Source organism: Flagellimonas eckloniae, from assembly GCF_001413955.1.
GTDB lineage: Bacteria > Bacteroidota > Bacteroidia > Flavobacteriales > Flavobacteriaceae > Flagellimonas > Flagellimonas eckloniae.
In genome coordinates this window covers 1,381,889-1,407,500 of sequence record NZ_LCTZ01000002.1, presented here as the reverse complement: position 1 = coordinate 1,407,500, position 25,612 = coordinate 1,381,889, and the positions used below count along the sequence as shown (strand labels likewise).

The 25,612-nt window shown below is 36.8% G+C and carries 20 protein-coding genes (1 of these 20 only partly in view); 6 read left to right on the top strand and 14 right to left on the bottom strand.

What is annotated here, in order from left to right; translation table 11 throughout:
• Together AAY42_RS06080 and AAY42_RS06075 are read left to right on the top strand one after the other, a co-directional pair.
• Window positions 1-637 carry the 3' portion of a THUMP domain-containing class I SAM-dependent RNA methyltransferase gene (locus AAY42_RS06080; RefSeq protein WP_055393360.1) on the top strand. It extends 542 nt beyond the left edge of the window, so only the last 637 of its 1,179 coding nucleotides appear in the window; the start codon falls outside the window, past its left edge; it ends in the stop codon at window positions 635-637.
• Window positions 621-851, top strand: a complete 231-nt coding sequence (locus AAY42_RS06075) for a hypothetical protein (RefSeq protein WP_055393358.1) — start codon at window positions 621-623, stop codon at window positions 849-851. The genes AAY42_RS06080 and AAY42_RS06075 overlap by 17 nt, the downstream gene beginning before the upstream one ends.
• Window positions 852-860: 9 nt before the next feature.
• On the opposite strand, the gene AAY42_RS06070 is transcribed toward AAY42_RS06075, so the two are convergent.
• The 4 genes from AAY42_RS06070 to rlmD all read right to left on the bottom strand — a co-directional run bounded on the left by AAY42_RS06070 (window position 861) and on the right by rlmD (window position 4,272).
• Window positions 861-1,208, bottom strand: a complete 348-nt coding sequence (locus AAY42_RS06070) for a VOC family protein (protein WP_055393356.1) — start codon at window positions 1,206-1,208, stop codon at window positions 861-863.
• A gap of 364 nt (window positions 1,209-1,572) precedes the next feature.
• A complete protein-coding gene (locus AAY42_RS06060; RefSeq protein WP_055393352.1) occupies window positions 1,573-2,337 on the bottom strand; it encodes a DUF6048 family protein in 765 nt (254 codons plus the stop codon).
• Entirely contained in the window at window positions 2,318-2,830 is a 513-nt protein-coding gene (locus AAY42_RS06055; RefSeq protein ID WP_055393350.1) for a DUF6452 family protein, read from the bottom strand. The genes AAY42_RS06060 and AAY42_RS06055 overlap by 20 nt, the downstream gene beginning before the upstream one ends.
• Before the next feature lie 29 nt (window positions 2,831-2,859).
• Window positions 2,860-4,272 (bottom strand): 23S rRNA (uracil(1939)-C(5))-methyltransferase RlmD, encoded by a 1,413-nt coding sequence (gene rlmD, locus AAY42_RS06050; protein WP_055397742.1) that lies wholly within the window; start codon window positions 4,270-4,272, stop codon window positions 2,860-2,862.
• Window positions 4,273-4,391: 119 nt separating this feature from the next.
• On the opposite strand from rlmD, the gene AAY42_RS06045 reads away from it, so the two are divergent.
• Window positions 4,392-4,937 (top strand): RNA polymerase sigma factor, encoded by a 546-nt coding sequence (locus AAY42_RS06045; RefSeq protein ID WP_055393348.1) that lies wholly within the window; start codon window positions 4,392-4,394, stop codon window positions 4,935-4,937.
• Window positions 4,934-5,320 carry a DUF6768 family protein gene (locus AAY42_RS06040; RefSeq protein ID WP_055393346.1) on the top strand — a complete coding sequence of 129 codons (387 nt, stop codon included), beginning with the start codon at window positions 4,934-4,936 and terminating at the stop codon, window positions 5,318-5,320. Before AAY42_RS06045 ends, AAY42_RS06040 begins: the two co-directional genes overlap by 4 nt.
• 162 nt (window positions 5,321-5,482) lie before the next feature.
• On the opposite strand, the gene AAY42_RS06035 is transcribed toward AAY42_RS06040, so the two are convergent.
• Window positions 5,483-6,655, bottom strand: a complete 1,173-nt coding sequence (locus tag AAY42_RS06035) for a mechanosensitive ion channel (RefSeq protein ID WP_055393343.1) — start codon at window positions 6,653-6,655, stop codon at window positions 5,483-5,485.
• Between the two features lie 219 nt (window positions 6,656-6,874).
• Between AAY42_RS06035 and rocD the strand changes: the two genes are divergently transcribed.
• Window positions 6,875-8,158: an ornithine--oxo-acid transaminase gene (gene rocD, locus AAY42_RS06030; RefSeq protein WP_055393341.1), complete on the top strand. Its 1,284-nt coding sequence runs from the start codon at window positions 6,875-6,877 to the stop codon at window positions 8,156-8,158.
• Between the two features lie 72 nt (window positions 8,159-8,230).
• On the opposite strand, the gene AAY42_RS06025 is transcribed toward rocD, so the two are convergent.
• The 3 genes from AAY42_RS06025 to AAY42_RS06015 all read right to left on the bottom strand — a co-directional run bounded on the left by AAY42_RS06025 (window position 8,231) and on the right by AAY42_RS06015 (window position 13,338).
• A complete protein-coding gene (locus tag AAY42_RS06025) occupies window positions 8,231-9,283 on the bottom strand; it encodes a S66 peptidase family protein (RefSeq protein WP_055393339.1) in 1,053 nt (350 codons plus the stop codon).
• A gap of 113 nt (window positions 9,284-9,396) precedes the next feature.
• Complete coding sequence (locus AAY42_RS06020) at window positions 9,397-10,722, bottom strand: carboxypeptidase-like regulatory domain-containing protein (RefSeq protein ID WP_055393337.1); 1,326 nt, start codon at window positions 10,720-10,722, stop codon at window positions 9,397-9,399.
• A 159-nt stretch (window positions 10,723-10,881) separates the two neighbouring features.
• On the bottom strand, window positions 10,882-13,338 hold the full coding sequence (locus tag AAY42_RS06015) for a M14 family metallopeptidase (protein WP_055393336.1): 2,457 nt from the start codon (window positions 13,336-13,338) through the stop codon (window positions 10,882-10,884).
• A 157-nt stretch (window positions 13,339-13,495) separates the two neighbouring features.
• On the opposite strand from AAY42_RS06015, the gene bshC reads away from it, so the two are divergent.
• A complete protein-coding gene (gene bshC / locus AAY42_RS06010; RefSeq protein WP_055393334.1) occupies window positions 13,496-15,097 on the top strand; it encodes a bacillithiol biosynthesis cysteine-adding enzyme BshC in 1,602 nt (533 codons plus the stop codon).
• Here the strand turns inward: bshC and AAY42_RS06005 are convergent.
• From AAY42_RS06005 to AAY42_RS05980, 6 genes are all read right to left on the bottom strand, one after another.
• The gene (locus AAY42_RS06005) at window positions 15,086-15,631 is read right to left on the bottom strand and encodes a pyridoxamine 5'-phosphate oxidase family protein (protein WP_055393332.1); all 546 of its coding nucleotides are present in this window, start codon (window positions 15,629-15,631) and stop codon (window positions 15,086-15,088) included. The two genes, bshC and AAY42_RS06005, sit on opposite strands and share 12 nt — an antisense overlap.
• A 210-nt stretch (window positions 15,632-15,841) precedes the next feature.
• A complete protein-coding gene (locus tag AAY42_RS06000) occupies window positions 15,842-17,545 on the bottom strand; it encodes a hypothetical protein (RefSeq protein ID WP_055393331.1) in 1,704 nt (567 codons plus the stop codon).
• A gap of 392 nt (window positions 17,546-17,937) precedes the next feature.
• Window positions 17,938-19,794 (bottom strand): tetratricopeptide repeat protein, encoded by a 1,857-nt coding sequence (locus AAY42_RS05995; RefSeq protein WP_055393329.1) that lies wholly within the window; start codon window positions 19,792-19,794, stop codon window positions 17,938-17,940.
• A 104-nt stretch (window positions 19,795-19,898) separates the two neighbouring features.
• Complete coding sequence (locus tag AAY42_RS05990; RefSeq protein ID WP_055393327.1) at window positions 19,899-21,614, bottom strand: hypothetical protein; 1,716 nt, start codon at window positions 21,612-21,614, stop codon at window positions 19,899-19,901.
• 238 nt (window positions 21,615-21,852) lie between these two features.
• On the bottom strand, window positions 21,853-23,598 hold the full coding sequence (locus AAY42_RS05985) for a tetratricopeptide repeat protein (RefSeq protein WP_055393325.1): 1,746 nt from the start codon (window positions 23,596-23,598) through the stop codon (window positions 21,853-21,855).
• 144 nt (window positions 23,599-23,742) lie between these two features.
• Entirely contained in the window at window positions 23,743-25,425 is a 1,683-nt protein-coding gene (locus AAY42_RS05980; RefSeq protein ID WP_139063663.1) for a hypothetical protein, read from the bottom strand.
• Between the last annotated feature and the right edge of the window lie 187 nt (window positions 25,426-25,612).

Sequence of the window (25,612 nt, the reverse complement as noted above, 5' to 3'; positions counted from 1 at the left end):
TGCGGGCTTATTATTTTTAAGTGGATGGGACGGACAATTGGATTTTCTAGATCCTATGTGTGGAAGTGGTACTTTTTTAATTGAAGCTGGAATGATTGCCTGTAACATACCGGCCAATATTAACAGGGAAGCCTATGCATTTATGAATTGGAATGATTATGATGCCGAACTTCATGAGAAAATTGTGGCGGCAAGTTTGAATAAGACTCGAGAATTCCACCATAAGATTATTGGATATGATAAAGCTCCCTCTGCTACGCGAAAGGCGCAAGAGAATGTTGATAATTCAAATCTTTCTGAATACATTACCATAGAGCGAAAAGATTTTTTTAGAACAGAAAAACCGGTAGATTCAAAATTACATATGGTTTTTAATCCACCCTATGGGGAAAGACTGGAAATTGACTTTGAAGACTTTTATGGTAAAATTGGAGATACCTTAAAACAACATTATCCGGGTACCAATGCATGGTTAATTACTTCAAATCTTGAATCTTTAAAGTTTGTAGGCCTCCGGCCTTCAAGAAAAATAAAAGCGTTCAATGGAAGTTTAGAGTCAAGACTTGTTAAATATGAAATGTACGAAGGAAGTAAGAAAGCAAAGCATAAATCAGAAGTAAATGAAACCAAAACATAAAGCATTGCTGTTCAATTTTATAGCCTTTGTGGTATTGTTTTTAATAGCACGTTTGGCATTGGGATATTACCTACCCATCAATCCCATTTTTTTGGCAGTTACCTCAGCTATTATAGCCAACGTGTTGGCTCCCAAGTTTGGTGCCATTACAACTGATGATGGAGAAAAGGTTTTGATGAAATGGATTTTCATTAAAGGAATGCGAGAAATTTAATATGCTTTCTTATTTATCTGACCAAACCGCAAGTTCGTTTCCTGATGGGTCAAGAAAATGAAACCTTCTTCCTCCCGGGAATGAGAAAATAGCTATGGATATTGTTCCATCATGCGCTTCAATCTTGTCTTTTATTACATTAAGATTTTCATGGTATAATACCACAAGTACTCCATTTACAATTTCTTCTTCTGTTGTTTCAAACCCTCCTTCAATACCACTTTCTTCAAAAGCGATATAGGTAGGTCCGTAATCCGTAAAGACCCATCCAAAGCATGCATTATAAAATTGTTTTGTTTTCTCTAAATCCTTGGTCTTGAATTCAACATAATTTATCAATGTATTCTTATTTTTCATTCGTATAACTTTTTTAATGGTATTATTTGCGGAAAACGAGTTTCATGAAAAATGCAAAGACAAAAATAAAGAAGGTATGAACCAAGGGTACTAATAGAAATAAAAACAGTCGCTCAAAACCATATTGGTTGCTTTTAAAAAATGCAAGGTCACCTTTCCAAAAATAGATCATGTAAGCCACTATCAAAATAATATTTACACTAAAAAAGGGCCAAGCCATACTCCAATTGCGCAACCAATACATACTAAAACCCAATAGCGCAAGTGGAACTAGGAAAACAACATATAGTACCATGTAAAGTCTTTAACAAGAATATTGGGGTTTTGCTAGGGTACCTTAAAGATAAAAGATGTTTACCGAATTTTACTCTGGTTCTGGCAATTTCTCTTTTTCCTTTTTGGATTTTTTGTAAAGCGGTATAAAGTAGGAGATGGTGTAGTTGTAACTTACGCCAAAATTGCTGTCGTCCGTTACTTTGTTAAAACCTGGAATCCATAAGTTGCGAAAAGCATCATCTTCTTTATTGGAAATCAAAAAGCCTAAACGGGCACTTATTCCCATATAAATATTGGCAAAAAGTTCCGCTTTTACACCAAATATAAATTCTAGCCAAGATGCACTAAGACTTTCAAACTTTTGACCTGGTTCCAATCCCGGAACAAAACCGTCTGGATTGTAGAAACGACTAGTATCATAAATAGAATAGTCATTCAGGGTTTGGTTAAAACTAGCTATAGCATAGCGGCCACCAATTGAAATGACATTGTTCATGCCAAACCAGTTTTCATACGTGTTCATGTCCACACCTACTTTTAGGTAACTTCCGGATACTGTGTGATTATAAAGCACGCTATTGCCCAAATCTTCTGATCGTGTTTTTTCTTCATTACCTAATTCGGCAGCTACATATAATTTTTGTGTAAGTCTATAATCACCTACCAACTCTAAACCGGTATAGTCTTCATCTACAAATGAGAATATCAATCGGTTTAAGTCCACACCAACCCGTAAACCATATTCTTCTTTATACTCCACCGTATCTTTTGGTTGCAGGTCTATAGGTTTATCTTGACCTATGACCAGCAAAGGAATTACAATGAAAAAAAGGCTAATGAAATATTTTAACATGGATATTATTGGAGTTTTCAATGGTTTCTTCTACTATGGTGATATCCTGAATCCAATTTTCTGTACTTTCTGGAAGTGTTACGGTCAAATCATCGTAATTAGCGACAAAGCCGCAGGCTCTGGATATAAAGACTTCCAGAGTTTGGTAATTGATTGTCAACGTATCAACAGTACCAGTTTCCTCACCAGTCGTTTCATCATCGGCAGAACCTGAAATAAAAGCAAAACTCGTACTGCTAGCATCTATACGTAATGGCATGCCAACAGAATCCAAAGAGCTGGAACGATCTGTAAAAGTGTCAAGAACAGAATCCAAAACAACTTCCTTAATTCTTAGGGTTGGGACATTTTTAAATTCAGTGGTATCCGAAGCATCATAAAAGCCAATGTAAAGTAGGGGAGTATCACCGTCAACACAGATATCATCCTTTTCACAAGAAGAAATATGCACAAATAAAAAGGTAATCAGTAAGATTGGAAGTATTTTCTTCATTCTAAATTAAAAACAGATTTCATCAATAATTATACCCGTTTTTTCAAAAGTACAACATTTTCAACGTGATGGGTTTGGGGAAACATGTCAACAGGTTGCACCTTGACGATAGTATACTTTTTATTCAAAATAGCCAAATCCCTTGCCTGTGTGGCACTGTTACAACTTACATAAACAATTTTGGGTGGAGCAGCGTGTAAAAGTTGTTCAACCACTTGTTTATGCATGCCATCTCGTGGGGGATCCGTAATAACAATGTCAGGTTGTCCGTGCAGATTAACAAACTCTTTGCTGAACACATTTTTCATATCCCCTACAAAGAAATCCACGTTAGTGATTTCGTTGTTGGCTGCATTTGTCTTTGCATCTTCAATGGCTTCGGGTACAGACTCTATACCTATTACTTTCTTTGCATTTTTTGCGACAAACTGTGCTATGGTTCCCGTACCGGTGTATAGATCATAGACCAACTCATTTCCTGTAAGACCTGCAAAATCTCGCGTAATTTTGTATAATTCAAAGGCTTGCTCTGAATTGGTCTGATAAAAGGACTTTGCATTTATCTTGAATCGAAGCCCCTCCATCTCTTCAAAAATATGATCACGCCCAGCATAACAGAGTACTTCTTGGTCATAAATAGTATCGTTCTGCTTTTGGTTGATTACATATTGTAACGAGGTAATTTCAGGAAATTTTTGTTTTAGGTGATTCAATAGCAACTCACGTTGTTGAAGGTTATCCTCATAAAATTGAATGAGAAGCATTATTTCACCTATTGAGGTTGTTCTCAACATCATGGTTCTCAATAATCCTTCTTGTTTTCTTGGGTAAAAAAATGGTAATCCGTTTTCGCTGGAAAATCCCCTAATTTCTAAACGGATTGCGTTTGAAGGATCTTCTTGAAGGTGACATTTTTTAATGTCCAGAATCTTGTCCCACATACCGGGAATATGGAACCCTAGGGCATTTCTATCTTCAATTTGGTCTGTTGAATTGATTTCTTCTTGTGTTAGCCATCGACTGCTCGAAAAAGAAAACTCCATTTTGTTCCGGTAGAAATATTGCTTTTTTGAACCTAGTATTGGTGTTAGTTCCGGCAAGTCAAGATTTCCAATGCGTTTTAGGTTATTTTCAACCTCTTTCTGTTTAAAATAGAGTTGATGTTCGTACGCCATGTGCTGCCATTTGCAACCACCACAAACTCCAAAGTGCTCGCATTCTGGAGCTGTTCTTTTATCGGAGTACGTGTGGAAATTTGTAGCTACTCCTTCAAAAAATGCCTTCCTTTTTTTGGTGGTCATTACATCAACAACATCACCTGGCACTGCATTGGAAAGAAAAATTACCCTCCCATCTGGAGCTTTTCCAACAGATTTACCTTTTGCCCCAGCATCGATTACCTCAACATGTTCAAAAGTTTGTCGACTTCTTTTTTTGCGCATGGCGCAAAAGTAAGCATAGGTTTTCATAAAGAACAATTAACTTGAAGCATGAACCAGTTAAAATTTACTTTTTTTTTGAACCTTTTGGTTACTTCCATGTCCTTGTATTAGATGATAGTATGAAAACAACGGAATACGCATTTGACGGACTACTGGTATTGGAATATCAATCTGGAAACAGAAAATCTTTATCCCTATTGGTAAAGAGGCATCATGTTAGGTTATGCAAACATTCGTATAGATTTACGTATGATGTTGAAGTTTCAAAAGATATTGTCCAAGATTCATGGAAGACTATTATTAGCAAGCTTTATACACTCAAGGACCCTAATAGTTTCAGCAGTTGGGCCACAAGAATAGTGACCAGAAAGTCTCTGGATTATTTAGGTAAGCTAAAAAGAAATAGGATGCATATTGAAAGTATTCATAAAGATGCCACGACGACTGATAGTTCTGATGACAGGGAGTCCGAGATTAAAAAACTCCACTTGGCTATAAAAGAATTACCGGAAAATCAACAGATGGTATTAAGACTATTTTACTTGGAAGAGTATTCATTGAAAGAAATTGAAAGCATTTTGGAAATATCCGTTGGAACAGCTAAATCAAGGCTGTTTCATGCCAGAGAAAAATTAAAGGAACTATTAAAGACAAAGAAACGATGAAAAAAGACATTGAAAAAATAGACGAACTTATTAAGGAGGCTTTAACCAAAGAAGAGGCAAAATTTTATGATGAGCTTGGAGAACAGAATATTTTTGAAAAACTTGGAGGGGTATTTAGGGGAAAATCAGGATGGTTGGCCATTATAATGAATTTGGTCAATCTCATAATTTTAGGATTACTTATATTCTGTATCGTTCAATTTTTAAATACGGACGTGACAAATGAGCTTATTGAATGGGGAACGGCAATATTTGCATGCCTAATTTTTATGAGTATGATAAAGCTGTTTGTATGGATGCAAATGGATAAGAACGATATTTTGAGGGAACTTAAGCGATTGGAATTACAAATTGCAACTTTATCGAATAAAAAGAATGATTGAAAAAATATTTAATATTTTGGGAACTCTTCAGGTATGATTTCTCTTTCACACTATTCTTTTGAAACTTGAAAAGAATAGGTAATGACTTTTATAAAAAGACCCTAGCTTAAAACTAGGGTCTAAATAAGAAAATAGATAAAATTCAAGGGATATTTAAAATAGCTAATTCTTAGTATTAAACTTTTGAAGTATTTTTTCCATTTGCTTTCCGGCAGCTGATCTGCCTCCAAGGCCAAAAGATAGGGCAACGGTAACGGCAATTGTACCAAGGGTAATGCCAAATGCAAGGTTGATTATATCGTCGGCCATTCCCATGGTCTTTAAACCCATAGCTAGAAAAATTGCTAGAATTGCAATACGTAATACAGAAGCTACAAAACTATTGTTGTCATTTTTAGCAAATGCATTTTTTGCAATTATTGATACCCAATTACCAATCATAATAATGATCAATCCAAATAAAACTTTACCTGACAAATTTGTAATGGTTTCCAAAATTGCTGTTAGTTGAACAAACTCTAACTTTTCAATAGCAGTCACCAATCCAAAAATGATAATGAAAAAGTATACTATGTTACCAATGGCATTAGACAGATTTGTATTGCCGATCATATTGGTCAAATACATTTTATTTGCAAAATCATTTAGGTTCATCTTAGCCAAGATATCTTTTATCATTTGCGATAAAAATCTTCCGCCTAGAATAAATAGCATTAAAATAAATACAGCTAATAGAACTTTGGGAATTGCATCAAAAAATTGCGTCAATACAGATGTGGCTGGCTCAGAAATGGCGTCCATGTTCAAAATATTTAGAGCCGATATTAAAAGTGGAATAAAAATAAAGATAAATACAACTTTCTTTAAGATGCCGACCAGATCAAGACCTTCTGATAAACCAAGCTTCGGGACATATTTTTTTATGGTATCACCAGACATTCCAACAAGTTCGGAAACTACAGATGCCAACATATACCCAATGTAGCCAACCAAGCCTGCGCCTATAAGATTGGGAATGAAGTTGAGAAAACCATCAAGTAGATTTTTCACAGGATCTAAAACACTTTGCATACCTAGCTTTTCTAAGGCAAGCATAAAGACAAAAATCATCACTAGAAAGTAAACAAGTTTACCAACGAATTTTGACAGGGTTATTTTATCGCTTTTCATTTTTTCATCAACCCCAGTTCTTTTTATAAGTTTGGATGTAATGCGTTTTAGTAAGCCGGCAATGAACCAACCAATTACCAAAATCAAGATTGCGCCAATTGTTGCTGGTAAAAAGTCACCAACGGAATTAGTAATGCTACTGAGCATGTTTTCTAAATATTCCATTTTATAGTTTTTTAAAAGATTAGTGTAGTAGTATGAACCTCAATTTTTAAATTGGTCACATAAAATGGTAGTAGAGAGGATTTTTTTTAAGTAATGTTAAATATTCTTTATTTTTGATTTACTACTAGGGATGATTTCTCTCCCACGCTGCTTTTTCGAAACTTCGAAAGAATAAAGGTATTGCAGGAATGGTTATTTTATAATTTTAAACGCATTAAAATGGCTGTTTTAGAACAATTAACATCGCAAAAAGCGATAGATTTAGAAAACAAGTACGGAGCTCACAATTACCATCCACTTCCTGTTGTATTGAGCAGGGGAGAAGGTGTTTTTGTTTGGGATGTGGAAGGAAAAAAGTACTATGACTTCCTTTCCGCGTACTCCGCAGTAAACCAGGGACATTGTCATCCAAAAATTGTTAGAGCAATGACAGAACAGGCAAATACCCTTACACTGACCTCTAGGGCATTTTACAATGACATGCTGGGAAGATTTGAGGAATATGCAGCTTCAACTTTTAAGTTTGATAAGCTTTTGCCAATGAATACAGGTGCAGAAGCTGTTGAAACTGCTCTAAAGATTTGTAGAAGGTGGGCATATCAAAAAAAAGGAGTTCCTGAAAATAAAGCACAAATTGTTGTTTGCGAAAATAATTTCCATGGCAGGACCACTACAATTATCTCATTTTCAAATGACCCAGTGGCAAGGAAAAATTATGGCCCTTACACCGAAGGCTTTATTAAGATTGAATATGACAATCTAATTGCATTGGAAGAAGCCTTAGAAACAAATTCAAACATTGCAGGGTTTCTGGTTGAACCCATTCAGGGGGAAGCAGGTGTTTATGTACCTTCCGAAGGTTATCTAAAAGCTGCCAAACAACTTTGTGAAAAGTATGATGTACTTTTTATTGCTGACGAAGTGCAGACTGGTATTGCACGCACAGGAAGATTGTTGGCCACATGTGGAAACTGCTCTTGTAGCGATAAGCATTGCAGTGGAACACCAGATGTAAAACCAGATGTTTTGATTTTAGGTAAGGCACTTTCCGGAGGAGCGTATCCTATATCGGCTGTCTTGGCCAATGATGATATTATGGAGGTGATAACTCCAGGTAGCCATGGTAGTACTTTTGGTGGTAACCCCATAGCTGCTGCTGTGGGAATTGCTGCTTTGGAAGTTGTAAAAGAAGAGGAGTTGGCTGAAAATGCCTTTGAATTGGGTGAGATATTTAGAGAAGAACTCAAGACGTTTATAACTACCTGCGATTTGGTGTTGGGAGTTCGTGGAAAAGGTTTGCTCAATGCTATTTTAATTAATGATACGGAAGATAGTACCACAGCATGGGACATTTGTATGGCCTTAAAAGAAAATGGTCTTTTGGCCAAACCGACGCACGGTAATATCATCCGTTTTGCACCGCCTTTGGTAATGAATAGGGAACAACTACTGGATTGCGTTTCCATCATCATAAAAACACTCCAAGAGTTTGAAAAACAATAGGAAGGGTAAAAAGGCTTGGTAAAACCAAGCCTTTTATTTTTTCACCATCAAGATCTTCAACACTGACATGGCTTAATTAACCGCCCTTTCCAGAAGTTCTAAAGTCATTTTATCAGCATCCCATTTTGCGTTGATTCCTATGGGAAAAGTGAAATTATTTGGTACATGACCGAAACTCATACCATAAGCCGCAGGAATATTTAGCGGAGCAATCCTATCCATAATTACCTCTTTTAGGGTAAAGTTGTTATACTCTTTACTACGATCACAACCTTTGCAAACACCAAAAACCACACCTTTTGCGTTTTTAAAACTAGACCCCTCAATCAACTGGGTTAACATTCTATCTATACGGTAGGGAGCTTCTTCAACATCTTCCAAACAAACAATCGCATCTGTAAAATCAATTTCATGGGGTGTTCCAATAAGTGCATTAACTAGGGTAAGGCTACCACCAACCAATTTTCCTGTTGCCAATCCTGATGTGATTGTGTATCTGTCATATTCTACATCAGCAATCATTTCTTCATCCTCCAAAACCACATTGGTAATGGTTTGGGGGTATTTTGGATGAATTAAAGAGTTACTAAATTGCTGCTTGCTATACGCATCATTTAGCGTGCTTCCTACAGGTCCATGAAAGGTAATTAATCCAGTTTCTTTATAAATACCATTTAGAAGAGCTGTGATATCACTAAATCCAACCAACATTTTTGGATTCATTCTAATATTTTCATAATCTATCATTTGCATAATTCGAGTGCATCCGTATCCACCTCGGGCACAAAGAATAGCATCAATTTTTGGGTTTTTGAACATTTCGTTAAGATCGGCCGCCCTTTCTTTATCTGTATTACTGAAATACCCATGATTTCCATGAATCCGGTCGGTATGAAAAGGAACAAACCCCATTTCAACCAATGTGTTTTTCATTTCTTCCAGAATTTCAGGTTTAACAGCATATCCAGGAGCTATAAGACCTATTGTATCTCTCTTTTGTAGTCGTTTTGGCAGCAGACGTGAATTACCCTGTTCACCAATACTTTTGGTTGTGGAACAATTTGGTAGAACCGCACTTGCAGATACTAACGCTACCAGGTTAATGAACTTTCTTCTTTCTAGCATACGTATTGAAGTTTTCTCGCTTAATTAAACTTAAATAGTTTTTACAAGGTTCAAAAAAAAGAGTCACCAAAAAATAGCGACTCTTTTTTTTTAAAATTGGAATTCTGTTTTAATCAAGGTTTGGATGCGCTGCCGTTGGACTTAGATCGTCTCAATTGGCGCTGTATTTTTTTAATCGCGGATTCAATGGATTTTTCAGGTTCTATAATATTATACTGCCCCCAAAAATCAGGATCTGAAAAACCAATGGCTTCATCACTTAAAATAATGGATTTTTTTAGTCTTTCTTTACTTTTAGGTAATTCTCCGGTCAAGTTTTTTTCCCAATCGGTAACGGCCATCTCTGCGGTCATGGTATAAACAGAATTGAACAATTTATCTTTCCAGTCTACCTTGAATGTTAAAAGGACATTGCTATAGCCATAGTACCATTTGCCATTTTTTTCGCGATAATCAACTCTATACCCAACATCTGTTGGCCAAACATCCAAATTTGCCGGCTTTTTCCGTACAAATAATCTAGCGGCTTTTTCTTTACTTATTATATTGAGTGTATATACGGCACTGGTCAATGTTTTGTTCTCAACGTCAATAAAGAGCTCTCCTTTGTACAACGGGATATCAATCGATTGTTTTTGATCAAACTTTATAACATATATCAATCGGTCCTTAATTCTTGTAGAACGGGAAAATGCAAATTTGTAATCATCAATAGAGCCTTCTGCAAAAATATATTCTGGATATTTCATAATATCAACATATAACGCATTGAAAGGCCCTCCCTGTAATTTAAGAGCAACGGTATCCAACTTGCTATAATCCGTACTTTTTCTGGCCTTATAAAGTTCAACGGCATCCCTTCGTAGGGAGTTGTATGGTGTTTTATAAATATTGACAACAGCTTCGGAAAGAGAGACGTTTTTTCTTCTTTTCTTTATAGTCTCCCTATAAAATGCTGTCATTAAAGTTGGGTCATCAAAATAATTATCCCCTTTTCTGGCTAAAGCTTGTCTCACTAAGGTAGTAGCATCTTTTGGGGCATTAATATTTACCTCTGAGAGTTGGGTGACCGAAACGGAAAGTTCTATCTTGTTTTTGTCAGGACTAAGGTCCGAAAGCAAAATATTCTTGCTTTCATATCCCAAAAATGATACAATAACAGTTCCATCATCTACGCTTTCCGGGATTTTCAAAATAAAATCACCTTCGGTATTGGTTATTGTACTAATATTTGTTCCTTCAACGGCTAAGGTTGCAAAAATCAACGCTTTTTTAGAATCTTGGTCAATTACCTCCCCTTTATACTGCTTAAAATTTTCTACACTTTGTTTTTCCTGAAATGCAAATGCATTTGTAGCGCTAAATCCCATAACGGATACCAACAACACTACTAGTGCTGTTTGGATTTTTTTCTGAGTTTTTTTATATTTTTTATACATAGCAATGCTGTATTATGTTGAATACGAAGAACTCTAAGTTAATGATTTATAATTAGATATACGATTTTATTTCCCTTTTTATAAGTTTAAAACTTGGATTGATTCGATTCGATAATACTATCTTTTTTAACTGATATTCTGATAGTCAAGAAATTTATTCTAGTCAACCATAAAAAGTGCGTTAGCAAAGAATAGCTTCCCATTCTCCCAAAAACCTCTAAATAACGGATTATCCACCAAATAGATAACCTGACCCTTTCCATGCTTTTCTGCACCAAAGACTAATGAATTCCTCACTTTTTCTTGAGCTTCACTTCCAGCAAAACCAGATACTGGCCTGGTATTTCCTTCAAGATATACGGCATTTCCATTTTTTAGATAATCATAGCTGGAGCTACCCAATTTTAGTGTGAAATATTCTTCTCCATATCCATAGGCTAAAGGATGCGTATTGTCAACTTTGGTTTTAAAAATAGCACCTGTAATTGCTTTTTTAATAAGTTCCCTTCGAACACTTTTGTGAGGTTTTGGCTCATTTTTCAAGGAATCTTTTGTAACTTTTTTCTTCTTTATGTTAAATGCTCTTTTGTCCGCAATTTCATCTACTGCTCCACCCATTGCAATAAGTTTTCCTCCGGCTTTTACCCATTCTTTTAATTTGATTAGTTCTTTTTCCTTAATGAAGGTTTTATAGTTGCCGCCTGGAAGTATTAAAATTTGGTAGCTTTTTAAATCCACTTGACTGAGATAATCACTATCTATAACAGTGATTGGATAATGTAATTGTTGCTCAAAAAAGTGCCAAACTTCACCAAAACGCAGTGTAGACGTAGGTTTCCCGGACAAAACTGCAATCTTTGGTTTTGTAATCATCTGAACATAGGAAGACCCAAAGTCTTTTCCAGAATCTACAAAACCGGTTTTTGAACCTGTCATGGTCTTTTCAAACTTATCGCAGATTTTTTTTAGAACCGCAATGAAATCTGTTTTATGTTGATTGTCTCCTTTGGTAATAATCAAACTTCCTCTTGAAAATGACTTTCCATTAATTGAAAAAGGATGGTTTGTTTTACGAACCCGTATGCCTTTCTTTAGCAATTCTGCCAAAAACCTGGCATCTTTCATGCTGTCCCAGTCAGATATATGGGCATAATTCCCTGAATCTACAAATTTGTTGGGGGGTATTTGAACATCCACTTCTTCAACTCCATTGGACACAATTGTGGTAGATGCAATTGCATCCAAACCATAGGCGTAGGGTAGGGACCAAGCTGTAATATCGTAAGTAACCGAATCGCTGAGTTTAGCATCTGGTTCAAACAAAACCTTTACCAATGTTCCTTTGGGTTGATTGGTAGAGACTACTAAACTATTTTTTGTGGATGCCATACTCCCAGAAGTTCCAGTTTTATATTTATAACCTTTAACCGTTCCCTTTGAGGCATTATTGAACTCAATTTTATGCTTGGACAATAGCGCTTTGAGTGCTCCAATTTTATCTTCATCCCCATTCAATACATAACTTTTGTACTTGAAATTTTGATTTTGGTAGAATTTTCGGAATTCAGAATTTAATTTGTCCGCATTTTGGGAAGAAACTTCAACGGTTGAAATACCTGTGGTATGGTGATGGGCTATTCTATCTTTTAAAGTAAGCGTGTCACCAATTTTTGTGATGACACCCAAACCGCCGCGTCCACTTCCACCTTGCTCATAAGTCATTCCAATGGCGCCGTTGTAGGTAGGGTAGGTATCTCCATAACTGGGATAAAACAGGTCATACATTTCTTTGGTAAAGTAAAACCATCCATTGGCATCAAAATACTTAGCGTGGTTTTTCCCCAAGGTCACCTGAAAATCACGCTGAAAATCTGTAATCACTTCATGATAGGGTTGTGCCGCTGGGGCAAAATAATAGGGATTGTCCACTCCTTGCTCGTGAAAATCAACATGCACGTGGGGCAACCATTCATTATATACTTTTAGTCGCTGTTGACTTTCAACCTGGGTCAACCAAGCCCAATCTCGGTTTAAATCAAACATATAATGATTACTTCTTCCGGTCCACCAACCCTCATGGTGTTCTTTGCTATTTGGATCTACTTGATGCGGAGTATTTTTAAATTGATTGTACCAGTTACTATAGCGATCACGGCCATCTGGATTTATACATGGATCTAAAATCACTACCGTATTTTTCAAATAAGAGCTTTTGGTAGTTAACAGTTCATAAATGGTTTGCATAGATGCTTCTGTACCTGCACTCTCATTCCCATGCACATTATAACTTAACCAAACAATTGCTTTAGTTCCATTTCCTTGACTATGGGTATCCTTTAGATGCTCTTCCCTAATTTTTTCTAGATTGGAAATATTGGCTGCAGATGATAGATACACCAACAATAAGGGTCTCCGTTCATTGGTTTGCCCATAAGTGGTCAGTTTTACTCTATCTGGAGCTGTTTTTGCCAAATATTCATAATAGTCCACTACTTCATAATGCCTGGTAAACTCTGTACCCAATTCATATCCCAAAAATTCCGAAGGAGATTTAAGCTGCTGGGCAGATATTGAAAAACAAAAAAAGGTGAAAAGGAGAAATAGAAGTGTTCTCATGTAGAAATAAATTATTCAGAATCAAATCTAACAATAAATACCAAAAAGACCATTTATGTTCTATGTAGTACATAGCAAAAAGCTAAAAAGTAATTAACGTATTTTTAGGAAGAGAAAAAAAGAAGTGGTTTATCTTTAGCGCGATATTAAAGCTTGAATGGAAGTAGATTGTATACCTTTTAAGAAAACGGGTTATTTTTCTAGACTTATTTGTGATTATCTGGAACAAAAAGAAGACCTAAAACCATTTTATAACAGATTTCCCCAAATAGAAAACTTTAAGGGTCAAATAAAGGATAAGGAGGCGAATTATCCAGCCTTACATAGACCCATTCTTGTAAAAGCCTTAAGGAAACAATACCAAGATTTTACAGTTACAGAAGCGACGGAAAAATATATTTCGTTGTTGGAACATAACAAAACATTCACGGTGGTAACGGGGCACCAATTGAACCTTTTTACCGGACCACTGTATTTTTTGTATAAAATTATTTCCGCCATAAACCTAACGACGCAATTAAAACAGACTTATCCTGAATATGAGTTTGTCCCCGTATATTGGATGGCAACGGAAGACCATGATTTTGACGAAATAAATTATTTCAATTTTAAGGGAAAGAAAGTACAATGGAACAAAGAAGTCTCCGGAGCTGTTGGACAATTAAAAACGGATGGATTAGATGAAGTATTCCAAACATTCGCTACTGAACTTGGTAATACGGCAAGTGCAAAGGAACTTAAAGACTTGTTCCAAAATGCCTATTTAGAACATTCAAACCTTGCGGACGCAACACGGTTTTTGGCAAATGAATTGTTTGGAGCGCATGGTTTGGTCATTATTGATGGGGACGATGTTGAATTGAAAAAGTTGTTGGTTCCATTTGCTCAACAAGATATTTTTGAAAATACACCCTTCCATAAAGTTTCTGAAACCATAACAGAACTATCCAAGGTTTCTTCTGACTACGCAATCCAAGTGAACCCTAGGGAAATCAATTACTTTTATCTTTTGGATGGTATCCGGGAACGAATTGTTGAAAAAGATGGAGATTTCCATGTCAACAATACAGAAATAGTATTTTCAGCTAGCGAACTGAAAACAGAATTGAGTAATCATCCTGAACGGTTTTCTCCAAATGTCATTGCCCGTCCGTTGTACCAAGAAGTGATTTTGCCCAATCTTTGTTATATTGGAGGAGGAGGGGAGTTGGCCTATTGGTTGGAACTCAAGAGTTATTTTGATGAACTGGGTGTTACATTTCCCATGCTTTTACTTCGGAATTCAGCTTTGGTGCTCACGGAAAAACAATCGAAAAAAATTGAAAAACTTGATTTAAAGATTGCTGATCTGTTCTTGAACCAAAACAGTTTCATCAACAAAAAAATACGGGATATCTCTAATATCGATATTGATTTTTCTCCACAAAAGAAATATTTGGAAGAACAATTCCATGGAATGTACAAATTGGCCGAAGAGACAGACAAAAGTTTTATTGGTGCAGTAAAGGCACAAGAAGTAAAACAAAAGAAAGGCCTTGATGCATTGGAAAAACGATTGTTACAGGCGCAAAAACGAAAGTTGAAAGATCATGTGGTGCGCATCACAGATCTTCAGAACTCACTTTTTCCGAATAAGTCCTTACAGGAACGGCAACTCAATTTTTCCGAATTGTATTTGGAATTGGGTACAGAACTTATTCCAGAGCTAATGCATAGTTTAGATCCACTGTGCAATACGTTTTTGGTTTTACGGCACTAAATAGTTGCTTTTCCATTCTTCCCCTTCCAACGAAAACTGAACCCGGGTGTGAAAAGGTTGTCCCAGTTTTAAAAAATCGATTCTGTTAGGTATGATATGTACCATGCAAAAATGATTTTTTTCAGTGAGATATTGGATTTCTTCACTATTTGGGATATTTGAACCTGGGGGTTGATTGGTGTTGTAATCCTTTTGGGCAACATTGGGTATAGCTTTCCATTGTTTTTTCAAAACAGAATCATCCTTTTCAATATGTGCTTTTCCCTCAATACGCAGTTGTATCATTTTTGATGGATGATAAAAAAGTGCACTTACTGTATTGTTTTTTTGTATCTCGGTTATTTTAGGAGAACGTGAATCTGTATAAAAAGTCAGTTGCAAGCTATTAGAGACATTTCGCAATACAACAGTTCGCAGACCTATAGTGCCATCCAAGCCCATGGTACCGAGGGAAAAAAAGCGAAAAGGATGCCCTTTTTCACTTGTACCCAGTCGCAATTCATCAGTTATTTCTTTAAAAAGAAGTTCCTTCATAATTGGTGAAAGTAACTTTTTTTAAAAAAGTTTGAAAACAGGGTAGGGTTTTTTTAATGTGGGTTGTTCTATATATGAAAATTGCTATGAAATTTTCAAAGATATGAGTAGGTTAACTCATATGTTTAGGTTGGTTTTGATTTTATTTAAAAGCCCCGGAGTGGTTCCCGGGGCTTTTGTTTTTAACTAACTCAAACTAATTTTTAGTGATTACCCACCGCAATTGGCAGGTACATCCTCTACTCTACTTTCAATTTCCAAGATTCGGTCAAATTCAGTTGTTCCGCGTAGGGTAATAACAATAGAGTTAGGCTCTACAGCAGAAATAACCCCATCAAAACCGCTAAATTGAAATTGAGAACGGACTTCGTCTCCTGAAAGAACCTTACCTGTCTGTGAGTCCACACCGCTTACTCTTAGACGCTGAACAAAATTTACTTTAGTGTTTTGGTAGAATTGAAAGGCATCATAAACTAGAGAGGCGCTTCCTGAAGGCACTGTGACTAAACGTTCTGCGAAGAGTTTACTACCAACTTGTTGTGATTGCTCTTCAAATATGGTGCTGGTTTCCTCGACTGATCTACTGTAGTTATAACCTACGGTCAAAGAAGCGTTATATTTGGCTCCGGTGCCAAAGAATTTGGCATCGAACTCAACACCCACCGTAGTAGATACATCTATTGAATTAGTCGTGTTTATAGACAAGGATTCTTCCCACCCCACTTTGCCAAATTCGTCTTCTGAAGCCGCGGCTCCAACGGTTTGGCTTAAACCACCTCGACCGCAATTGCTCAAGGTAGTATTGACTTTAAAACTGGTTTCGGCTTCCCCTAAAATGGGCTCAAGAAAAGTAGTGCCCACATTCTGTACCTCCCATTCTATTGTGGTGGAGATTAAACGCCATCGTATAGGTTGCGAATTAATTGGGGGAGATGGTGGGAAAGAAATAATAGTTGGCATTAGAACCATATCAAAGGTTAACCCTATGTCAGGCGCCAATCGAACTGCAGTACCACTACTATTTTGTAGTTCGTAAATACCTTCAGCTATTTTTTCAATCTTAAAATGAAAGGCTGGGTTACCTTGAATCAAATTAAAATCAGTCACCTCAGTTGCTGCAAGACCAAGATGGGAATAGAATGTTTGTCTAAACAAAATTACAGCGGAATTTATAATAGTTCCAGAATACAGAAAACGCCCACCAGATTTGATTCTAATGGCGAAGGTATTTACCTGGCCTGGAATCGGCACAAAACTGAAATTTCGATTTTCTTCATTACCATTGAATTCGGCACCTGAAGCTGATGTCATGATAAAGCTTTGATTTGAGGCGCCTATGACCATACTTTTGCCGGGTTCGGGATCGTCATCTCCGTCTATGGGCTGGAAGTAATAAGAGGTGTCCTCACTTAGATTAACCGTTCTGTTTTCATCAGTTTCATCTAACCCGGTAGCAATTACCTTCCTCGGATCAGGATTGCTCCGAAAAGAAGTGGTTAGTGCATCAGTAGTAATAGTTTGATCATCAGCATTTTTGATGACCGAAGTGATGAATACACCATTGCTCAGTTCATCAATCGCTTCTTGGGTCAGTTCTTCTTTGATAAACTTTATTTGCCCCATAAAAGAAACCGGGTCAATGTCTATGGTTTGGGAAAAATCGCCTTCTTCGGCTTCAATGTCAATTTCTGCTGTCACCGGTGTGTATCCTTTTTTTACCAGTTCACGGGTATCCAGTACAAAGCCGATTTCCCCTGCGTATGTATCGAATCTATCTGCTGAGGTTCCGTCCGAAATAACAAGTTCACCTTCCCCCTGTTCTGGTGTTGAGGTTTCCTCTTTGCTACAATTGGTGAGGGCCAAGGTCAACACGACCAAGAGTAAAAGCCTAAAAAATCTGTTTTGGGTCTTCATAATCTATTTGTTTTGTGGTTAAACTTAAATGCTGTTTTGTGTGACCTGCCCGGGAAACGGTCTGCAGCCCTTAGCCAGGCAAGACCACAAAACTGGTTGTCAACTTAATGACACCACAAACCTAAAGCGCTGGTTATGAGGTATAAAAAAAGAAGGGTGGACAACAGGTGGACACCTTGAAAATATTTGTGGGACAATGAGTGGACAGGCTTGCTAAGTCCCTTTTTTAAAGGTATGAGCAGTTTGCTGGAAAGCGTCAGTTCGAGTGTCCGCTAATAGCGGATGTATCGAGAACACATGAAAAAATGTGCAAATAAAGACTTCTCGATACGATTTTTCTTCTCTTCAACTCCGCTCAAAGCGACAGAAAAATCACTCGAAGTGACAATAAATCAAAGACTTAACACTAAATCTTGTAGGGAATCTTCTGTGGTGATATCCAATTTTTTACGAAGCCGATAGCGCGCTTTTTTGATGCCTTCGGGCGAAATATTAAGGATATTGGCGATTTCTTTTGAGGATAAATTCATCTTTAAGAGCGCCAATAATCGAAGCTCATTTGAAGTGACCTCTGGATATTTTGATTTTACATTACTGTTGAAATCCTTATGTACTTCTTCAAAATAACGGGAGAAGTTTTCCCAATTGTTATCATCTTGCAGATCAAAATTGATGGTTCTAATCAGTTGTTGATACCCATTTTTGGACTCTTCGTTTGCTTTAAGTTCCTGGGCCTTTTGTTTTAAGCTTTCCAACACCTCGTTCTTTTTGGCCAGATGAAGGGCATGTGTGGTCAGTTCCTTCTTTTTAAAGGCGAGTTCTGCATCCACTTTTTCTTTTTCCAGTTTATTGCGTTTTAATTTTTGCCGAATGGCATAAAAGCCAATTAACGAGAGCAGGAGTCCAATGCCTAGCAATAGCTTCTGAAGGTTGCTTATGGAAGCTTGTTGTTCCAATACGGTTATCTCTTTTTCCTGCAGGACTATCTGTTGTTCTTTTTTTTCGGTTTCGTATTGGGTTTTAAGTTCTTCAACTTCTTTTCCTAACTCTATGTCCTCTATGCTATCATGAACCTGTTGGTACTTTTTGTGATTTTTCAGTGCAAGTTTATAATCCCCCATTTGCTCAAAAATATAAGCTTGTCTAAAGTATCCGTCTTCCAAGAGTTCCGGTACTTTGATTGAATCTGCTATTTGGATAGCTGAGTCCGTATGCTGCAAGGCTTGAGGATAGTTTTCGAGTCCAATATAAGCTCTAGCTAAATCATTATGACTGACGATTAAGTTGTTGATGGATTTAGATTTTCTGGTGCTTTCATGTGCTTTTTTTAGATAGATAAGTGCTTTTGCAAATTCCCCTATTTCAGCATAGGTAGCGCCGATATTATTATTATTTGCAGCTATAAAATCTTCACGATTCATCTGTTGGCTGATAGCCAAGCTTTTTTTATATTCTGAGATACATTTGTCATATTCTTTGAGATACCAGTAGCAATTTCCCAATTCTATATACACAGTAGCTAACCAAACCAAATCATTTAGTTCCTTAAAAATCCCTAAGGACTCTTCTATATATGGAATTGCCTCTTTTTCTTCTCCTCGTAGCATCTGAATCCTGCCGAGGTCTGCCAACACAATTGCTTTTCTTTTCTTATCCTCAGGTTGAATTGTATCTAAAACCTTGGAAGCGTCTATTGTTTCCGATATTGCGGCTGGGTAATCGGTTTTATCCGTATAAATCGCCGCTTTTCGTTGCAGATTGTCAACGAGTTTAATCCCATCTTTAAGTTCTAAAGCAAGTGTCTTGCCTTCCTCAGCTAATTCTAGGGCATAGTCGAACTCTCCGAGACGGGTTTCATAGGTTGCATATTCATTTAACGCGGTCCACAAATCGGTTTTTAAGCCTATTTCCTTAAAGGTCTGAATTGAATTTTTGTAATGGTACCTTGATGAATCAATATTGGGTAGGAACCTATAATAAAGAGCTAGGGACAGAAACGCATATCCTTTTCCTTTGTCATAACCTATCGAATTTGAAATTTTTAATGCTTCAGTTGCATATAGGTATGATTCTTTAGGCTTGTCATGTCTTAAAAGATTTGAAAGCTCTTTGGCAGCATCCACTTTCGCTCGACTTTCTGATTGCGATTTGTAAACAATTAGAAAGCTATCCAACTTTTTATTTTCCTGTGCAGAAACAAAAAGAATGCTTCCCAAAAAAGCCAATAGAAATGACTCGGAGGTTTTCATGGAGGTTGGTTTGATTTAAAGATACATTTTCTTTCTAAAATTACCCATACCAACAAAAAACAGGCCCGAAGGCCTGCTTTAAAAAACTAACTCAAGCGGTACTTTTATCCGCCACAGTTGGCCTCCACATTATCTGCGGAAGTTCTGGTATCTATAAGACGGTCTATTGTATTCGTACCCCTAACAGTTACTTCAATGAAATCAGAACCTATTTCAGTGACCACACCAGAAAAGCTATTAAAGTTGAATAGGGTAAGGATTTCCTCACCATCCAAAGCACTGCCATCCTCTTGAAAATCACCTCTAATCCTAAAACGCTGCACAAATGGCACCTTAATATTTCTATAGGTTTGATAAAGATCTGAAACCTGGGTTGCACGTTGCGACGGAACGGTAATACTACGCTCAGTCGAAACCGTAACACTGCGACTATTTTCCAATCCTCCTGATTTGGTATTGGTAGTTGTTTCGGACTTGGAAAATTCATACCCTCCTGTTACTTCCACTCCATAGGTTGCGCTATTTCCAAAGAAACTCCCTTCTACTTCAGCACTTACCGTAGCCGAGATTGAATAAGTATCTGTAGTACTTACAGAAAAGGTGTCTTCCCATGCCGTAAAAGTGGTAGAGGTCAAGGTTTCAGATTGCCCCACGGTCTGTACCAATTCCCCACTACTACAGTTGCGAAGGGTACTGTTAAAGGCAGCATCGGTATTGGCTGGTGGTAGAATGGGCTGTGTAAAGCGTGTTTCCAGCTCCTGTACATCCCAATCTACCGCAAGTGAAATGATTCTGAAGTACACAACAGGACTATTGGCCACAATCGCAAACCTAGAATTCTCGCCAGCCAGTTTTAAAGGATTTTGGTCGAATGTAGGTAATTCAGTGGATATGGTATACATACCTGGACCTGCTTTTTCAATACGAAATTGGTAATTAGTCAAATTCAAATCGGAGGGATTGGTATCACTTCCATTTATAACTCTATTTCTTCGCGTTTGTATTAAGAGGGTTCCTTCAGTTGATCCCTTACTAAGATAAGCATATAACTTGTTTTCGCCATCGCGTACCCCTAGTGAAAAGACACCTGGTTTTTCAGAAATTTCTTCAATGTAATAGGCGGTAGTAGTATCATTCCCATAATCTATATCATCGATATCACGAACTGTTATCATTCTATCAGTTCCGGTATTACTTAAATAAAAACTATTATCAGGTCCTCCATAGACTGTTCCATCTTCCGAAACCATTTGTATGTAGTATGGAATATCACTTCTAAACTTTACTACATCGGTAAGGTCTTCCAATCCCTCACCATTCATAATTAGTTCATCCGGACTATCAGTAAAGGATGTTTTGGTAAAATTCAAGACCTCTAATACAGCTTTTGAGGCATCTTTTACGGTAACCACCAAATCTACACCATCCCTGAGCTCAGCTTCTTGTTCTGCTGTAAGGTCGTCTATTTCTAAACGCAGGGTGGCCAGGTTGGTAAATTCATCAATAGGAAGGTCAACTTGGCTAAAATTACCTGTTGAGGCCTCTACCAAAATATCCGCAAATGCAGTGTTATAGCCTTTTTTGGTAATTTCGCGAGCATTGACCATAAGACCTAGTTCTCCATTGTCTTTTTCAACTTCGTCAACATTAATACCTTCACCTGTCTCGATTTCACCTTCTCCTTCTCCTGGTGTGTCAGGATTACCAATTTCAGTTTCTGGAGGCGCTACAGTATCCTTACTGCAGCTTGAACATGCAAAGAGTAGCAGGGTTGAAAAAATACTTAAAATTACTTTTACATTTTTAAAATTTGTTTTCATCATAATCTGTTTTGTGGTTAAACTTTACATTCTGTTTTGTGTGACTTACTCGGTTTTGGTCTGCAGTACCGTACCGAGCAAGACCACAAAACGGTTGTTGATGTCTAGATGGTTTTTTTCATCAACACCACAAACCTAATGGGCTTAATTAAGCAACAAAAAAATGAGGGGGGTACAAAGGGGGTACAGCCTATAAAGTCAATTTATATAGGAGTTTCGAGAGGATGTGTAAATTAGGCTAAATCGCTAGAATCGTATTTTCAAGGGAATCTTCTGGAGTAAGCGCCATTTTTTTTCGGAGTCTTTGGCGTGCTTTTTTGATGCCGTCTGGCGAAATATTCAAGATGGTGGCAATCTCTTTTGAAGACATGTTCATTTTGAGCAGGGCCATAAAACGAAGCTCGTTTTTAGTGACTTCCGGGTATCTGTTCTTGACGTTTTTGGCAAAATCTCTATGTACCTGTTCAAAGTATTGGGTAAAGCTTTCCCAGTTTTTATCATCTTGCTGGTCAAAGTTGATGGTCTTGATAAGTTCTTGATACCCTTTTGCATCGCCCAGCGATTTTAAATCTTTTGCCTTAAGTTTTACATTTTCTAAAACTTCGTTCTTTTTGGCAAGATGTAGGGCATGGGTCGTAAGCTCTTTCTTTTTAAAGGCCAATTCGGCATCTACCTTCTCTTTTTCCAATTTATTCTTCTTAGTTCGTTCACGAAACCCATAAAAACCAAAACCTAGCGCCAAGGTTGAAAGCGTCATGCCCCCACCTAAAAGCAAACGTTGTTGCGTATTGATTTTGGCCTCTTGTTCCAGAACGGTTATTTCTTTGTCTTGAAGTACTATTTGTTGTTCCTTTTTTTCGGTTTGATATTGAATTTCCAATTCATTTATTTTTTCGATGTTTTCTTGTTTGAAAATTGTATCGTATTTATCAAAATGCAACTTACGGAAGTCATAGGCTCTTTTAAAATTACCCATAGCGGCGTGAGTATTGGCTATTTTTAAGTAGTTAGTTATCATTCTCGTTTCTGTGCCTGTTTCAGTTGAAATTATTAAAGCATCTGTAAAATTTTTAAGGGCTTGGGCATATCTTTTTTGTTTAAAATATATCTCTCCTAAATTCTGAGTAGAAAGGCCCACTATTTGAGCCTCGCCTTTTTCCCGGGCAAGTTTTAAGGATTTTGAAAAATACTCTTTTGCCAAAACCAAGGAATCTAAATCATTATAAAGTGCTCCGATGAGATTATATTGTTTGGCCAATTCAATATTGTACCCATTTTCCTCAAAATAGGGTATGCTCTTAAAATAATTTTCTAATGCCTCTTTTATTTTCCCCTCCTTTTCCATATTGAGAGCAATATTGGATTGAACCATCGAAAGACCCCATTCCATTTTTTCGGAAATACAAATGGTTTCAGCTTTTCTATAATATTCATTGGAAACTTTTAAATTTCCAAGTTCACTTTGTAAAACACCAATATTTACATAGCTTGCCGCCAAAGAATTACCGGTTACTCCCAATTCTTCTTTTAGCCTTAAAGACTTTAAATGTGATTCCAAGGCCTGTTTAGGTTGCCCCATATATTTTTGGTTAATACCTAGATTGTTGTAAATCATACTTAATTCTTTTTTATTCTCCAATTGATCAAAAAGACCAATAGCTTTTTTATAGAATTCGTTTGATTTCCTATAATCAGCGGTAGAATAATAAAATTGGCCTTGATCCATTGTCAGAATGGCAATAAACTTTGTGTTGGGGATAGTTTTGAGCTCCGCTAATGCTTTATCCAAATACAATTTGGATTTTTTGGGATCCTTTCTTACCGTAGTTCTGAATAATTCTCGATAGGTCTTTATCAAGGCAGTATCTTTTTGAATAGGAATCAAATTAAGAAGACTATCAATCTTATTATTTTCCTGCCCCCAGGAGCAAATTGAAATACATATAAAAAAGAATCCTAATAGGGTGAGGGTTTTGGTTTTCATTGAGGTTGGTTTACCCACTAAAAATAGGGAATTTTAAACCAAGCTTTTGAAAAGGAAGTGACTAAAAAAGCCCCGAAGTGATTCCGGGGCTTTTCGATTGCTATTGCGGAAAAGTACTATAGATGATTTAAAATGAGGACCACGTTAATCGTCACACCCTCCTTCCACATTTTCGGATATTGTTTCAGTATCAATGAGATTATTAATTACATTGGTACCTCGCACAGTTACTTCTATAAAATCCTGTTGTATATTAGTCACTACCCCTGTAAAATTATTAAAGGTAAACTGTGTCAATATTTCGTTGCCAGTCAAAGGAATATCATTTTCTTGATATCTTCCTTTGATTCTAAATCGTTTTACAAATGGGATTCTTACATTTTCATAGCTTTGATAAATATCTGCAACCAAGATTACTGTTTTTGGTGGTATTTCCTGTGTACGTTCAATAAAGATATTTTTGGATTCCGTCTTTTCAAAAGCTTCAGAAGTGGTACTTACCGAGGTTCTGGAAGTACTAAACGCATAATCTTCCGTTATTGAAGTTTTTAAAGACCCCCCTGTTCCGAATAGCTCCGTGGAAACCTCTGCTTCAACTGTAACGGAAATCGAATGGTCTCTACTGCTGCTAACTGACATGGACTCTTCCCAACCTACAATTGACTTAGTTTCAAGAGTTAATGATTCACCTATGGTGGTTGATTGTGTACCGCTACTACAATTTCTAATTTTTTGATTAAATTCACTGGCAGTATTAGAGGGTGGTAATATGGGTTGCATGAACCTTGTATCTAAAGCCACTATATCCCAATCAATATCAAACGATAATATTCTAAAAAAAATAGGTTCGACCTCCGAACTTGAGAAAAGACGCCCGCCAGAACCACCTGAGGTACTATACCCTATTGGAATTCCAGTAGATTGGGGTGTAAAGGTATACAGCCCAGGTTCGATTTTTTCAATTTTAAATTGAAAATTAAGACGATTCTCTACATCTGCGTTGTCTCCATCATTCTCTAAATTAGCTTTTGTTTGGATATTAAGCTTTAGGTCATTGGAAATATATGCATAATGTATATCGGAGCCATCATGTACTGACATACTATAAATGTCTTCATCTTCTTTTCCTGGAACTTTCTTAAAGGTATATGCAGTGAACTTTTCAGTCTCATCGGAGGTATAGTCCAAATCAGTTAATTTATCAATAAAGATGGGTGACCTAACGTTATTGCCACCAGTTGGAAATTGTTTTGAATTTGGTGCCCCAAAAATTTGAGTGTTATTCTCTTCCACCAATTGCACAAAATAGATAATATCCTCCTTAAGATTAACTGTTTTATATAAATCTTCTAAATGATTGGAATTGATTTCTATTTGAGAAGGGTTAGATGTAAAAGATTGTTTCGAAATTTCTTCAGTAGCCAAAACATTACCGTTTTCATCCAAAATATCGATGATTAAAGGGACTCCCTCCCTAAGTTCTGCTTCTGCCTCCTCAGTTAAATCTTCATTTTTGAATGATAAGCTAGCTATGTTGCTAAAAGTTTCAAATTGGACTTCCTGATCATAATCTCCAATGGAAGAGGTCACACTTATTGCAGCGGTAATTGCGGTATGACCCTTTCTGGCCATATCTCTTGAACTGATATTGATCCCTATTTCACCTTCGTCAATAGCAAACTCATCGAGATTTACACCATCCCCAAACTCTAATTCTCGATTATCATTGAAATTGTTATTTCCGTTATCATCTTTGCTACACCCGATATACGTAAAAATCAAGACAAGGATTAAAAGAGCACTTACTAATTTACTAGTTGTTTTCATCACGTTTTGTTTTGTGGTTGAACTTTACAATCTGTTTTGTGCGACCTGCCCAGTAACGGTCTGCAGTACCTAACCGAACAAGACCACAAAACGGTTGTCAGGATCCATATAGAATTTTCTTGACACCACAAACCTAGCGTGTGGATTATGGGAGTAAAAAAAAAGAGGGGAGACAAATGGTATACTT

Excerpts from the sequence above, each read along its gene's own strand:
- AAY42_RS05995 (WP_055393329.1), bottom strand. The coding sequence starts at position 19,794 with ATGAAAACCTCCGAGTCATTTCTATTGGCTTTTTTGGGAAGCATTCTT.
- AAY42_RS05990 (WP_055393327.1), bottom strand. The coding sequence starts at position 21,614 with ATGAAAACAAATTTTAAAAATGTAAAAGTAATTTTAAGTATTTTTTCA.
- AAY42_RS06070 (WP_055393356.1), bottom strand. The coding sequence starts at position 1,208 with ATGAAAAATAAGAATACATTGATAAATTATGTTGAATTCAAGACCAAG.
- AAY42_RS05980 (WP_139063663.1), bottom strand. The coding sequence starts at position 25,425 with ATGAAAACAACTAGTAAATTAGTAAGTGCTCTTTTAATCCTTGTCTTG.
- AAY42_RS06020 (WP_055393337.1), bottom strand. The coding sequence starts at position 10,722 with ATGTATAAAAAATATAAAAAAACTCAGAAAAAAATCCAAACAGCACTA.
- AAY42_RS06045 (WP_055393348.1), top strand. The coding sequence starts at position 4,392 with ATGAAAACAACGGAATACGCATTTGACGGACTACTGGTATTGGAATAT.
- bshC (WP_055393334.1), top strand. The coding sequence starts at position 13,496 with ATGGAAGTAGATTGTATACCTTTTAAGAAAACGGGTTATTTTTCTAGA.
- rocD (WP_055393341.1), top strand. The coding sequence starts at position 6,875 with ATGGCTGTTTTAGAACAATTAACATCGCAAAAAGCGATAGATTTAGAA.
- AAY42_RS06005 (WP_055393332.1), bottom strand. The coding sequence starts at position 15,631 with ATGAAGGAACTTCTTTTTAAAGAAATAACTGATGAATTGCGACTGGGT.
- AAY42_RS06075 (WP_055393358.1), top strand. The coding sequence starts at position 621 with ATGAAACCAAAACATAAAGCATTGCTGTTCAATTTTATAGCCTTTGTG.
- AAY42_RS06060 (WP_055393352.1), bottom strand. The coding sequence starts at position 2,337 with ATGTTAAAATATTTCATTAGCCTTTTTTTCATTGTAATTCCTTTGCTG.
- AAY42_RS06055 (WP_055393350.1), bottom strand. The coding sequence starts at position 2,830 with ATGAAGAAAATACTTCCAATCTTACTGATTACCTTTTTATTTGTGCAT.
- AAY42_RS06015 (WP_055393336.1), bottom strand. The coding sequence starts at position 13,338 with ATGAGAACACTTCTATTTCTCCTTTTCACCTTTTTTTGTTTTTCAATA.
- AAY42_RS05985 (WP_055393325.1), bottom strand. The coding sequence starts at position 23,598 with ATGAAAACCAAAACCCTCACCCTATTAGGATTCTTTTTTATATGTATT.
- AAY42_RS06035 (WP_055393343.1), bottom strand. The coding sequence starts at position 6,655 with ATGGAATATTTAGAAAACATGCTCAGTAGCATTACTAATTCCGTTGGT.
- AAY42_RS06040 (WP_055393346.1), top strand. The coding sequence starts at position 4,934 with ATGAAAAAAGACATTGAAAAAATAGACGAACTTATTAAGGAGGCTTTA.
- AAY42_RS06000 (WP_055393331.1), bottom strand. The coding sequence starts at position 17,545 with ATGAAGACCCAAAACAGATTTTTTAGGCTTTTACTCTTGGTCGTGTTG.
- rlmD (WP_055397742.1), bottom strand. The coding sequence starts at position 4,272 with ATGCGCAAAAAAAGAAGTCGACAAACTTTTGAACATGTTGAGGTAATC.
- AAY42_RS06025 (WP_055393339.1), bottom strand. The coding sequence starts at position 9,283 with ATGCTAGAAAGAAGAAAGTTCATTAACCTGGTAGCGTTAGTATCTGCA.